The sequence below is a fragment of the Mucilaginibacter sp. GW821-FHT07G05 genome (assembly GCF_059418565.1).
Genome location: NZ_JBWKQC010000001.1, coordinates 948,038 through 961,878, shown reverse-complemented (window position 1 = coordinate 961,878; position 13,841 = coordinate 948,038). Strand labels below are relative to the sequence as shown.

The following is a 13,841-nucleotide window of genomic DNA, read 5'->3' as shown; positions in this document are numbered from 1 at the left end:
TTTCACCGTAAGTTACAAAACCTACGGAATATTCAAATATTTATGTGTTTGTAAAGATATTTCCCATTGCGGGTTATTCATCACATAATCAACAATCAACGGGGTCATTTCTTTGGCTTTTGACCATTCCGGTTGCAAAAAAAGCTTACAATCGGGCCCAACCAGTTTAGCATTCTGTTCGGCAAATTCAAAGTCTGATTTGTTGAAAACGATCACCTTTAACTCATGCGCGGCAGCAGCTACATTAAGGGTAGGGGCTTTAAACTTTTTAGGTGAAAGGCATATCCAGTCCCAATTACCCGATAACGGATAGGCACCCGATGTTTCAATAAAAGTTTTGATGCCGCGTTGCTGCAGTTGCGTAGTAAGATAATCAAGATTGTATATTAACGGCTCGCCGCCTGTTACCACCACGTTTTTAGCCGGGTGTACAATAGCATGGTCAACAATGGTATCGGCAGCGGTAAGGGCGTGTAATTCGGCATCCCAGCTTTCTTTTACATCGCACCAGTGGCAGCCTACATCACATCCACCTAAACGTATAAAGTATGCTGCTTTGCCTGTATTGTACCCTTCGCCCTGTATCGTATAAAATTCTTCCATTAAAGGAAGCAGCGTGCCGTCGTCCGGAATTTGGTGTGCCATAATATTTTGCAAATATACGCATTCAATTAATGCAGATTTATTTGGGCCTTCTATTTGTAAAGTATATTCGCTATTATTACTTAAAATTTACTTTAATGAAGAAATTTTATCTGCCTGTCATAGTTTTTCTTCTGCTTACGTTTACATCATGTGTAGATGTGGAAGAACGTTATGATTTTAAGGTAGATGGCTCATGCAGCGTAGTTTACGGATTTGACATGAGCCGGGCTGTTTCGGTTTTAATGAACCTCATGACCGATTCAATAAAAGCCACTCCCGATTTTGCCGCCAAAAAAGATACCACACTAAATTTTTACAGTGCCCTGCCCGACAGCATTCAGCAAACAATGGATAGCAGCGAGGTGAAGCTGGCTAAAACCAGCGATCTTTCGGTTAAAATGGACCTGAAAAAGAATTTGATGAGGGTGAGCGTTAACCATGTGGCCAAAAATACGGCCGACCTGGAATATTACCTCAAGAACATTTCAAAAATATCGATGAACAGTCAGCTGGCGGCTATTACCAAAAATACCGGGCAAACTAAAACCAACGATGCACAGCAACTGATCACCGGGCAGGATTACTACACCTATGAAATTACCCCGAGCCGGTTTTCGCGCATCATTGATAAGATAAAGTTTAACGCTTTTTTGAAACGCACACAATCAACCCTGGTAATGGCTAAGGCCATGCTGATAGATATGCCTTACAAGCTGGTGCTCAACTTCGCCAAGCCTGTTAAACGTGTTAATAACCCTAAGGCCGTACTTTCTGCCGACCGCAAACGTGTTACCCTTGAAACCGATATGGACGAGGTGATCAGAAACCCGGCGGTAATGAACTTGCAAATAGATTTTTAAGCTGATTATGAAGTGGTACCGTGTACCTGATGTAGAGCCTAACGGACAGCCATTTATTAAAAAAATAAAACCGGATGGCAAAAATATCTGCCTGGTAGGGTATGAGGGCGAAATATTCGCGTTAAGCGCCCGTTGCCCGCATGCCGGTGAAGACCTGAGCCGCGGCTGGTGTAAAGAAGGTAAGCTGGTATGCCCAATACATCGTTTCTCGTACGATTTGGAAACAGGCAGAGGCAGCACCGGCCAAAACGATTACGTGAATACCTATCCCGTAAAAATAAAGAATAACGAAGTGTATGTGGGTATAAGCTCCTTTTGGGGGAAGATAAAGAGCTTGTTTAAAAGAGACGAAATAGACGATCTATATTGAGTTATTGATTTAGTGAATGAGTGATTTAGTGATAAAAAAACATTGCTTCTTTAACCACTCATTCACTAAATCGCTAATTAAATGTATACTTCTTTGTTAGCCGACGCTAAAGTATTTTTCAGCAGGCCAACAATGGTCATTAAACCAACACCGCCCGGTACCGGGGTAATCCACGAAGTTTTAGGGGCAACGTTATCAAAATCAACGTCGCCGTATAATTTATAGCCCGATTTGGTAGTGGCTGATGTTTCGCGGTTCATGCCTACGTCAACAATTACAACACCTTCTTTCACCATGTCGGCAGTAATAAAGTTCTTTTTACCAATGGCTACGATCAGTATATCGGCATCAAGGGTGAACTTTTTAATATCGGGTGTACGGCTGTGGCATATAGTTACGGTGCAATTACCCGGTTGGGTATTGCGCGCCATCAAAATGCTCATCGGCGAACCGACTATATTACTGCGACCGACTACCACGCAATGCTTACCAGCGGTTTCAATACCGTATTCCTTTAGCATAAGGGTAATGCCATAAGGCGTTGCCGGTATAAATGATGGCAGGTTGCGTTGCATACGGCCCAGGTTAACCGGGTGAAAACCATCCACATCCTTGCGGTGATCTATCTTTTCGGTTACTTTTTCAGGGTCGATATGTTTAGGGAGCGGTAGTTGAACAATAATACCGTCGATATCCTCATCTGCATTTAGTTCGGCTACTTTTACCAGCAGGTCTTCCTCGGTTACATCATCTTCATAACGCACCAGGGTCGATTTAAAACCTACCTTTTCGCAATTTTTCATTTTGCTGGCTACGTAGGTTTCGCTGCCGCCGTCGTGTCCAACCAATACGGCCACGAGGTGTGGTTTGCGCCCGGTTCTTTCTAATATTTTCGCTGCTTCTTCGGCTATTTCAACCTTCAACTTTTCTGATACGTATTTTCCGTCGAGTAACTGCATGCTTTTAAAACGCTTTAAGTAAAGAATCTATTTTGTGGCTCGCGCCGATAGGGTTGAAGCCATTATCAACACTGGCCCTGTAAGTCAATTCGGCACGTACAGCCGCGCCATACATATCGTTCAATTTAGTGGCCTCGTATTGATCTATCAATGTTTTGTATTTGTTTTTCTTTAGCGGATCGATGATCGCTTCGGCATCTTTGCGGGTTTGTAACGGCTTTAGTTTAGCCAGCGTGGTAAGTTGCTCATTGGTAACCAAAGTGCCGAAGAATTTGTTCGACAAGTCATCCGGAACTTTGATGTTATCCAGTTGTTCTTTGCTGATCCCTTTAGGTAACCATAACTGACCGGCTGTTTTATCGTTAATATCTTTAAATATCAAAACCGAATACCTTTTGGCCGGGTGCGGATCTGTAGTAAGCGGGATAGAATCCAGCGCTTCGAGTTTCAGAATAGTGTAGCTGTTCCGTTGCTCGGTACTTAATATTTTATAATGCCCCGGCGACTGCTTAAAGTTGGTTTTATAATCTGGTGAAACCTTGTAAAGCAACAGCGTATCCTTGCTCTGCCTGAACATTTTAGTATCATCAACAGCCACCATGTAGTAATCCGTTTTTAAAACGGTAGCTATTGGGGTGCTGCTTTTGCATGCCGATAGCAGGATGATTAAAACGATAGATAGTATATGCGAAGGTTTTAAACTCATATATACAGATATATTAATAAGAATATTTTAACAGTTTTACATTTAAGCCTCGATCACTATAAGGATATAAACTACCCAAAACATAAAATGTGTTGTTAGCAGATTTTTTAATGGATGTTATTCTTCCATTGCCTCCTAAATTTTCTTGCTTTAATACGTTGCCATCAGTATCTAAAATACTTAAAAACAATTCGCCTCCATCTATCGTGCTTATCTCAGGAACACTGTAACCTCCTATAACCAAATAATTAGGTTGTAATGCTTCTATTACTATTCCAACATCATTATAATCTCTTCCGAAACTTTTGGTAGTTATTAAATTACCATCCAATGTAAATTTATCAAAAAGAAAATCTCTATAATAAGTACTGGTTGCATGCCCTGTTAAATAAAAATTGTTGTTAAATTCAACAATGCTGTGCGTGTGCTGATATCCTTGGGTTTCTGTTATGTCCTTTCTCCAAATTTGTTGGCCATTTGGCGTTAATTTCAACAAACAAATTTTAGTATTGCGGTTTTTATCAAACTTTACACCAGCTATTATAAGGTTATTGTCTGAAGTTATTTTTAGTTCGCCGGCATAAACCACGTCAGCTATTGGCTTAGTGTTAAACGTAGAATTATCAGAGCTTATGAAAACCAATGTACAATTAGCCTGCGAACCTTCGTTAGGATTAATAAGCAGTGTGATATCGCCTGCATCATTAACAACACAGTTGCCACCACCGTAAGCGCCTTCGTGCGAAATGCTTCCAATATTTCTTTTCCATAGCACATCACCGTCTTTTGTAGCTTTAAATACATAATCAACAGCTTCAGATGTGCCTGAACTTATGATCACGTTATCGTTCTTATCTTTTACTATCGCCCCTAACACATATGGATAAAATTGATCATCAAATAAGTAATCACCACTTAATAGCCGTTTTCTCCATAATACATCTCCTGCGGCGTTAACTTTAATAAGTGATAACTTTGATCTGTCAGAACCTTCATCTTTTGTTGATGCTAATATCATTATCGAACCATCGCTTAGTTCAACAAAGTCGTTCGCGTAAGTGTTATATCCGCCTATATTATATTGTTTATCTAATACTTTAGCAAGCTTAAGCTCTCTTTTACTGCTGTCATCGCTTCCGTTTTTTTTGCAGCAAATAAATAGTGAAATGATGAGGAATAAGGTAAGGTATTGTTTCATTTAATATGCATTTAGGGTTAAGGTTAGGTGTAAATTAAAATGTTGAGGCACCAAGCGGCACCTCAACATTTTAATAAAAATTTAATCCAGTTTCAATACCGCCATAAATGCCGATTGAGGTATCTCTACGTTACCTACCTGGCGCATGCGTTTTTTACCTTTTTTCTGTTTCTCTAACAGTTTACGCTTACGCGATATATCACCACCATAACATTTGGCTGTAACGTCTTTACGTAAGGCTTTTACGGTTTCGCGGGCGATAATTTTGGCACCGATAGATGCCTGTATAATGATCTCGAATTGCTGACGGGGCAATAGCTCTTTCAGTTTTTCGCAGATCTTTTTACCAAAATCATAAGAGTTACCACGGAAGATCAACGACGACAATGCGTCCACCGGTTCCGAATTCAGTTTGATATCCAAACGTACCAGGTCCGACTGGCGGTAACCTATCTGGTGATAATCAAACGAGGCGTAACCCTTTGATATAGTTTTCAGTTTATCGTAAAAGTCGAACACGATTTCGCCCATTGGCAACTCAAAGGTAAGTTCCACACGATCAGACGTTAAATACGACTGGTTAGTGATAGTGCCTCGCTTTTGAATACACAACGACATTACCGGGCCAACAAAGTCGGATTTGGTGATGATGGTAGCCTTGATGTAAGGCTCTTCAACAAAATCAATCTTACTTGGGTCTGGTAAATCCGACGGGTTATTAACGATCATGCTCTCACCCTTGGTAGTGTAGGCGATGTACGATACGTTGGGTACGGTAGTGATTACCGTCATATCGAACTCACGCTCTAAACGCTCCTGGATAATCTCCATGTGCAGCATGCCCAGGAAACCGCAACGGAAACCGAAGCCTAATGCAGCCGATGATTCCGGTTCAAAAACCAGTGATGCATCGTTCAGTTGCAGCTTGGCCATTGATTCGCGCAGTTCCTCGTAATCCTCGGTATCAACCGGGTAAATACCCGCGAATACCATCGGTTTTACTTCCTCAAAACCTTGTATACCTTCGGCACAAGGGCGGTCAACGTGAGTAATGGTGTCACCCACCTTTACCTCTTTTGATTCTTTTATACCCGAAATGATGTAACCTACATCACCGGTTTTTATAACATCTTTAGCAAACGGGCGTAGCTTCAATGTACCCACTTCATCAGCAAGATATTGCTTTTCGGTAGCCACAAACTTTACCTTTTCGCCTTTGCGTATTTCGCCGTTTATTACTTTAAAGTAAGCGATAATACCACGGAACGAGTTGAAAACAGAGTCGAAGATCAACGCCTGCAATGGCGCATTTGGATCGCCTACCGGGGCTGGCACACGGGCAACAATAGCCTCCAGTATATCATGCACACCCATACCGGTTTTACCCGAAGCGGCGATGATCTCCTCACGTTTGCAACCTATCAGTTCAACAATCTGGTCTTTAACTTCCTCGGGCATAGCGCCGGGCAGGTCCATTTTGTTTAATATCGGGATGATCTCCAGGTCGTTTTCAAGCGCCAGGTAAAGGTTTGATATTGTTTGCGCCTGTATACCCTGGGCGGCATCAACAATCAGCAGCGCGCCTTCGCAGGCTGCAATTGAGCGCGAAACCTCGTACGAGAAATCCACGTGGCCCGGAGTATCAATAAGGTTCAGTACATATTTTTGACCATTAAGCACGTAATCCATTTGAATGGCGTGGCTTTTAATGGTGATACCGCGTTCGCGTTCAAGATCCATATCGTCAAGCAATTGTGCCTGCGACTCGCGTTGGGTAATAGTGTTAGTATATTCAAGCAACCTATCAGCAAGTGTACTCTTACCGTGGTCAATGTGTGCTATAATACAAAAGTTACGAATGTGCTCCATACAGAACCGCAAAAATAACTTTTTAACCGGATATTTCGGTATGCTGTTTTTTAAAGTATTTTTAGTTGATTGCCGGTAATAATATCTGATGATATTTTAAGGTTAATATTTATAAACGATGCCAATATCGCGTGCTTTAGTAAAAATAGTAGAAGAGCGGCTCGCCGTGAAATTTAAAGGGTTTGAACCTGTAGGCGGCGGCAGTATAAACAGCACGTATAGCCTGCTTACCGATAAAGGAAGATACTTTGTAAAAACGAACAGTAAGCCCCGCTTTAAGGGAATGTTTGAAGCAGAAGCAAGAGGATTGCACCTGATAGCAGATACCCAAACTATTGCCACCCCGGAAGTTATTTTGCAGGATGAAACCGACAGCGATTACTTTTTATTATTGGAATGGATAGATACCAAACGACCGGATAAGAACACTTCGCAATTATTGGGGACACAACTGGCTGCCATGCACCGGTATAGCTCACGCTCGTTCGGGCTCGATCATGATAACTACATGGGCTCACTAAATCAATCGAACAAGCAACACAATACCTGGGGCGATTTTTTTGTTAATGAACGACTGATACCCATGGTAAAACTGGGAGTTGATTTACAAATGCTCGATCAAGCAGATGTTGCACACTTCGACACGCTATATAAACACCTGCCAGAACTGTTCGACGAAGAACCGCCCGCGCTTATTCACGGTGATCTTTGGGGCGGCAATTATATTATAGGTGCCAATAATAAACCCTACCTGATTGACCCGGCCGTGAGCTACGGGCATCGTGAATTCGATATAGCCATGACCACCTTATTCGGCGGTTTTGCCAACGAGTTTTATATAGGTTATAACGAAGCCTATCCGCTGGCCAAAAACTGGCAGCAACGCATCAATCTTTGGAATTTATACCCGTTGCTGGTACACGTAAATATATTCGGCGGTAGTTATGTAGGTCAAACACGCGATGCTTTAAGGCAGTTTGTGTAACGCGTTACTGTTTATCAGTAATCATATAATCCTGATCCGTCAGGTCTTTTACTGAACCAAAGCCAATAACATCTTTTATCACTTTACCATCGGTTAGTTCAACGGCGCGTACCAGTTTTTCGCTGCCGAACTTGCCTTTTATGGCATGCATGGCTTTAAGGGCGGTTTCCTTGCGGTCCATGTCTTCAAACAGGCTGTACATTTTATCGCCGTTGCCAATAAAGTTGGTTACGGCCACCCGCATTTGGGTAATTTGGGTATTCATTACGGGAGCCGAACCCGTGGCTTCTTCAAATTTATCAATCCGGATACGGATCATGCGCATCAGGCTTACGGCATCCTGCACCGGGGTACTGATGGTAAAGGCATCGTCCCAGCGGGTATTATCCTCGTACCGGGCAGTAAAACCTATTGATTTACAGTAGAACTTATGGTGTACCATCCGCTTTTCGAGGGTGAGGCATAGCGTCATGAATAGTTGATCTATATAGTCAATATTCTTGCGTTTTTCAGCCGAGATCTGCCGCATAGCCTGCATACCGCGGTAATCGTGCGCTACAATATTGGTTTCAATAAAGTTGAGCCGGTAATGCCAGTAAACGCCCTCTATACTTTTAAATATAGCCTTCAGTTTTTGAGGAGTGGCATACCGCATTTCCAGCGGGGTGGTAATCCCGTTGCGTTCCAACCTATACGACATGTTCGATCCTATTCCCGGCAGATCGCCAAGCCGCAGTGTCTTCAATATATCATCAATGTTCTGCTCGGTGATCATAATTAATCCGCCGCGCTTTTTACCATAAACCGAACCCAGTTTGGCCAAAAAGGCATTAGGCGCCATACCGATAGAACAGGTAAGCCAGTCGCCCACCTTTTGTAAAATATCGCGTTGTATGTTCTTGGCCACCGTAAAGGGATCGGCATAAGGATAATTGGTGAGGTTAATGATCGCTTCGTCAATACTTTTAGGTACCACATCGTTACAATACTGCTTAATTACGTTGATTATCCTTTTATGGTATTCGCGGTAACGCTCCGGGTTACTTTCAATCGGGATAAAATCGGGGCATTGCTCTATTACATCATTCAGGCGCATGCCCGCCTTTAAGCCACGTTCTTTGGCTTCGGTAGATAATGAAATTACGCAGCCAAACTTACCCGTGTACACACAAACCCCGCAAGGCCGGCCCCGCAGCCAGTAATTTACCTGCTGCTCGCAACGGGCAAAAAAGCTGTTCATATCAACAAACAGTACCCGTGGTTCGGTTTTTTTATTTACGGAGTTTTGATTCACAAAAACAAAATTGCTAAAAATATTAGTATTTAATGTGTGTTGTGGATAAGTTTTTTACTAATTAGTTTCAATAGCTTGAGAGTGGCCCACTATCCTGATCATTACAGGTTCTCAAACAAAATTTAAGACCAGCCGAGTCTTTTTTATCACATCTGTTAACATGGAATGATAACTTAACATTAACATCATATTAAAATATTTCATTTGTATGCAGTTTGATAGGTAGGTGCGTTACCGCGCTTAACATGCTGTTATCACAATTATTGCATCAGAAAAAATATGATCCGTAAGGTTTTAAGGTTAGGGCCTTTTTTAATACTGTTTGTATTTTTGGCTACGTGTTTTACAGCACTTGGCCAGGTAAATGACAAGCAGGAGTTTCAGCAGGTACGCACGCTAAGTCAGCAACACCCCGACGAAGCGCTGATAGAACTAAGAAAGATACACGCGCAGGCACAAAAAGATGATAAACCCATTGTTGAGGGCACCAGTTTGCAGCAAATGGGGCAGATCTGTTTTAACCAGGGCCACTATGCACAGGCACTGGAGTTTTACCTGCGTGCCGACAGCATTTTTGTAAAAGAGAATAATAAAGATCTGCTCGCCGAAAACCTGAGCGAAATGGGTAACCTGTATTATTATAACAAACAGGCCGATAAATCGCGTGAGATGTATAGCAAGGCGCTTGCCCTGTACGAGCAAAAAGGAAACATTGCAGGCAAGGCTGAAATTTACGGGCAGATAGGCCATTTCTATGAAAAGCGCCGACAGTATGACAGCGCCTTTTATTACCAGCACATCGCTTTACAGCAGTATGATAAAATAAACAATAAAAGCGGTACAGCCAAGATCTACGAAAACCTGGGCAGTATTTATGAGGATTTGGCCAAATACGATTCATCATACTATTGCTTCAATAAATCGCTGCAATTATATAAGGAGGATAATAATCGCTTAAACAGCATCGAAGTAATCAATAACCTCGGTGATGTATTGCGTAAAACCGGGCGATATAAAGAAAGCCTCGTGCTATCACGCCAGGCATTGGCCATGGCCCGCGAAACCAATAACCTTTACCAATTAGCGTCCTCGTGCCGTGATCTGGGCAAAGCTTATCAATTATTGCATCAACTGGATAGCGCGTACCATTATGTGGAACTCAGCCGCCGTTACTCGTTAGATGTATACTCGAAGGAAAGCCTCAATCAAACCGCTTTTTTACAGGTGCTGTATGATATGGATAAAAAAAGCGACGAGATAGCCCGCCTCAACAGTATCCGTAAGATCAACCGCATTTTGGGGATAGGGGGCAGTATTATCGTGTTACTCATAGTAGTGCTGGCTTTTGTAATATTCAGTCGCCAACGACTTAAACTACGCGACCAGCGGGTATTGGCCGATCAAAACAGGTCTATTTTTGAAGCCCAGAATGAACTGATGCAGCTCGAACTAAAGAATAAACAGCTGGAAGAAGATAGTCTGAAGCAGCAGCTCGAAGTAAAAAGCAAGGAACTATCGGGGCATACCCTCAATTTGATAAAGAACAATCAGCTGCTGGAACAAATGCGTAATACCTTACAGGAAATGGTGAAGGAGGATAAGCGCGACCAAAAGAAACAAATGCAGCAGATCATTTACCAGATAAACCAAAGCTTTAACCACGAGCAACACTGGAAAGAATTTACCACCGCCTTTGAGCAGGTGCACCAGCAATTTTTTGATAAGCTTAAAAATTATAGCAATGATCTTACCTCAACCGATATCCGTTTGATAGCGCTCATCAAGGTAAATATGGAATCAAAGGATATTGCCGGTTTGCTGGGCATATCAATGGATAGCTTGCGGGTATCCCGTTATCGCCTGCGTAAAAAGCTAAATATTCACCAGGGAGAAAACCTTTCCACATTTATTCAGGCACTATAAATATTGGGCCGGTTTTGCCGATAAAATAGTAGTTAACAATTGCTTAATGTAACGGTAATGAAATGGTAATGGCGTTAATTTTATTATAAATATAATTGATAATCAGTTATTTATAAAAATGTGTTGACGTTGTGTATACGGTGTATGTAACGGTGTTTCCTTTTTGTAACGCTTAAAATTTCGGTAGCCATTTTGTGTTGCTAACCTTTGCGCCATCAAAAACGAAACAGCAATTTTTATTAATCATTTCAACAATGAATAAAATTTTACAAACCTTGTTATACATGGTTTTATTTGTAACGGCCGCAAACGCTACAAAACTGAAAGGCCATGTGTACGATCAGAAAACAGGCGAGCCATTAGTTGGCGCTACCGTGGTACTGGAAAACGCCAACAGGTCGGCTTCAACCGGGCTCGACGGATCTTTCGAACTGAAAGATGTTCCAAAAGGCGAATTTACCCTGAAAGTATCTTATGTATCATACCGCACGGTTACCCAACAGGTAGTTATACAAAAAGAAGATAACCCGCATGTTAAAATATACATGGAAGAAGCCGGTAAAGATTTGCAGGAAGTTTCCGTAGTATCAAAAAGGGATGGCTCAACCGATAGGGAGGCACGTCGCCTTGAACAGCAATCAATACAGGTAATGAATGTGGTATCAGGTAAAACCATCGAGGTATCTCCCGACCTTACTGTGGCTAACGTTATCTCACGTGTATCAGGCGTATCGGTGGAGCGTAACAGCAATGGCGACGGGCAATACGCCATATTACGTGGTATGGATAAACGCTACAACTATACCCTGGTGAACGGCGTTAAAATACCAAGTCCGGATAACAAATACCGTTACGTACCTCTGGATATCTTCCCTTCCGATCTTTTGGAAAGGCTGGAAGTATACAAAACCCTTACCCCGAACCTTGAAGGCGACGCGGTTGGCGGCGCGGTAAACATGGTGATGAAAGATGCTCCTCAGCGTTTAACCGTTAACGCTAACATTGCCGGTGGTTACAGCCAGTTATTTTTCGACCGTAAATTTATGAGCTACGATTATGGTAGCATCAGCCATAAATCGCCATACGAGTTAAACGGCAAAAGCTACAACGCTACACAAAGTGATTTCCCTAAAGGTACGCTCGATTACAGCCGTAAAAACCCTGCACCTAACGTAGTAGGAAGTTTAACTTTAGGCCAGCGTTTCCTGGATAATAAATTAGGTGTATTGGTTGCCGGTAGTTATCAAAATACCTATAGAGGTAGCAACAGTACTTTCTTCAATTCGGCGGTAGTTAATACTGATAAATTTGCTTCTGTCACCAGCAGAAGCGATAGGGAATATTCGGAACAACAAAAACGTTACGGCTTATTCTCGAAAGTAGATTACGTGATTGATAACCGTAACAAACTAAGCTTATTCAATACATACGTTAAGTTAGATAATATACAGGTGCGTGATGAGTTTACTACAGATTTTTCGAGTGAATACCATCCGGAAATAGGTAGTGCTAAATTAACTTACTCAACCCGCAGCCGTTTAACAAAACAACAAATATACAATGGCATGCTTCGTGGCGATCACTTGTTGCTTAATGATAAGCTTAAGATTCAATGGTCGGGCGTATATTCATCAGCCGAAAACGATGTGCCCGATAATACAACCATCAGCCTTAACGGTGTGCAGGAAAACTACGTAAACAGGCGTACGCTGCTTGCCAACGGTACCGCGCTTACTCACCGCTGGGAACGTAATACCGACGAGGATAAAGCAGGCTACCTTGATCTTACTTATACTGCGCCGGTTGCAGGTGTAAACGTTGATTTCATGGCAGGTGGTTTATACCGCGATAAACAACGCAGCAGTTTCTATAATAACTACTCGCTTGCGGCAGCTGATCCATCATTAGTGTATGGTACCGATTATACTGACTTTACCCAACTTAATTTTAGCGTTAATAATCAGCAAGGCGCGGTAAACAACCCTTTAACTTATGATGCATCTGAAAAGATCAGCGCGGGTTATGGTATGTTTAAATTTAAAACCGAAAAAATACAGGTTATTGGTGGTGCCCGTGTAGAGCATACCAATCAGGGATATAATTTGCTGTTTCCGCAAGGCGAACCACGTCCAACCGGTAAACAAGTTTATACCGATGTATTGCCAAGTTTAACACTGAAATACTTTTTAACAGAGAATTCACAATTACATGGTTCATACTTCCGCTCACTTAACCGCCCAGGCTTTTACGAAATTGTACCAAGCAAGGTGGTTAACGAAGAATACCAGGAACGTGGTAACCCTGACTTGAAACGTGCCATTGCCGATAACTTCGACTTGCGTTACGAGTTGTTCCCTAATGCAAGCACCCAATTACTGGCGGGCGCGTTCTACAAAACGATCAATAACCCTATCGAATATATTTTCCAGGCTGATGCAACACGCGGTCAGGATACATATTATAGCCCGGGTAACTTTGGTACAGCGCATAACTATGGTTTAGAGTTGGATTTCGTTAAATTCTTTAATTCGTTCGGTGTAAGGGCAAATTATACCTACACGCATTCGCGCATCACCACACCAAAAGATACACGTATAATTGGCGACGATGGCGATCCGCATAAAATATCAGTAAAGCAAACAAGGCCTCTTTATGGTCAGTCGGAGCATATTGCTAACGTTTCGTTACTGTACAAAAACGTTAAAAGAGGCTGGGATGTTCAGCTGGCAGGTGCGTACACAGGTCCGCGTATTAATACTGTATCGCAATTCCTTGATAACGACCTGTGGCAGCAAGGCTTCATCCAGATGGATGCTTCGGCCGAAAAAAGATTCAAAAGCGGTATAAGCATTTTCGCTAAAGCTGGTAACCTGCTTAACACCCCAAGCAAATTATACATAAAAGGCACCAATGCCGCTAACGCCGGCATAGCCGATGAATCAAACGGTCATACCCTTATCCGCAGCGACTACTACAAACAAACTTACCTTTTAGGTGTACGATACAAATTTTAAATAAGTAAAAACATTATC

At 42.2% G+C, this 13,841-nt stretch carries 11 protein-coding genes; 5 read left to right on the top strand and 6 right to left on the bottom strand.

The features are described from left to right. Positions 1-21: 21 nt before the first annotated feature. Positions 22-645, bottom strand: a complete 624-nt coding sequence (locus tag AC07NA_RS03925; protein ID WP_345209500.1) for a 7-carboxy-7-deazaguanine synthase QueE — start codon at positions 643-645, stop codon at positions 22-24. Positions 646-740: 95 nt separating this feature from the next. Here AC07NA_RS03925 and AC07NA_RS03920 point away from each other — a divergent pair, with 95 nt between their 5' ends. After that, positions 741-1,505, top strand: coding sequence for a hypothetical protein (locus AC07NA_RS03920; protein ID WP_494895839.1), 765 nt, complete (start codon positions 741-743; stop codon positions 1,503-1,505). Between the two features lie 7 nt (positions 1,506-1,512). Further along, on the top strand, positions 1,513-1,875 hold the full coding sequence (locus AC07NA_RS03915) for a Rieske (2Fe-2S) protein (protein WP_494895837.1): 363 nt from the start codon (positions 1,513-1,515) through the stop codon (positions 1,873-1,875). A gap of 77 nt (positions 1,876-1,952) precedes the next feature. Here the strand turns inward: AC07NA_RS03915 and AC07NA_RS03910 are convergent, their stop codons facing one another. From AC07NA_RS03910 to lepA, 4 genes are all read right to left on the bottom strand, one after another. Next, a complete protein-coding gene (locus tag AC07NA_RS03910; RefSeq protein WP_494895835.1) occupies positions 1,953-2,834 on the bottom strand; it encodes a bifunctional 5,10-methylenetetrahydrofolate dehydrogenase/5,10-methenyltetrahydrofolate cyclohydrolase in 882 nt (293 codons plus the stop codon). A 4-nt stretch (positions 2,835-2,838) separates the two neighbouring features. Beyond that, the gene (locus tag AC07NA_RS03905) at positions 2,839-3,540 is read right to left on the bottom strand and encodes a hypothetical protein (protein ID WP_494895833.1); all 702 of its coding nucleotides are present in this window, start codon (positions 3,538-3,540) and stop codon (positions 2,839-2,841) included. Between the two features lie 13 nt (positions 3,541-3,553). After that, positions 3,554-4,738: a hypothetical protein gene (locus AC07NA_RS03900; RefSeq protein WP_494895831.1), complete on the bottom strand. Its 1,185-nt coding sequence runs from the start codon at positions 4,736-4,738 to the stop codon at positions 3,554-3,556. A gap of 81 nt (positions 4,739-4,819) precedes the next feature. Beyond that, positions 4,820-6,607 carry a translation elongation factor 4 gene (lepA, locus tag AC07NA_RS03895; RefSeq protein WP_494895829.1) on the bottom strand — a complete coding sequence of 596 codons (1,788 nt, stop codon included), beginning with the start codon at positions 6,605-6,607 and terminating at the stop codon, positions 4,820-4,822. A 118-nt stretch (positions 6,608-6,725) separates the two neighbouring features. Here lepA and AC07NA_RS03890 point away from each other — a divergent pair, with 118 nt between their 5' ends. Further along, positions 6,726-7,592: a fructosamine kinase family protein gene (locus tag AC07NA_RS03890; RefSeq protein WP_494895827.1), complete on the top strand. Its 867-nt coding sequence runs from the start codon at positions 6,726-6,728 to the stop codon at positions 7,590-7,592. Positions 7,593-7,596: 4 nt separating this feature from the next. Here AC07NA_RS03890 and AC07NA_RS03885 read toward each other — a convergent pair whose 3' ends face one another. Further along, positions 7,597-8,886: a DNA polymerase Y family protein gene (locus AC07NA_RS03885; protein WP_494895825.1), complete on the bottom strand. Its 1,290-nt coding sequence runs from the start codon at positions 8,884-8,886 to the stop codon at positions 7,597-7,599. Between the two features lie 279 nt (positions 8,887-9,165). On the opposite strand from AC07NA_RS03885, the gene AC07NA_RS03880 reads away from it, so the two are divergent. Then, positions 9,166-10,809 carry a tetratricopeptide repeat protein gene (locus tag AC07NA_RS03880; protein WP_494895824.1) on the top strand — a complete coding sequence of 548 codons (1,644 nt, stop codon included), beginning with the start codon at positions 9,166-9,168 and terminating at the stop codon, positions 10,807-10,809. Positions 10,810-11,063: 254 nt separating this feature from the next. Then, positions 11,064-13,823, top strand: coding sequence for a TonB-dependent receptor (locus AC07NA_RS03875; protein WP_494895822.1), 2,760 nt, complete (start codon positions 11,064-11,066; stop codon positions 13,821-13,823). Positions 13,824-13,841 lie beyond the last annotated feature (18 nt).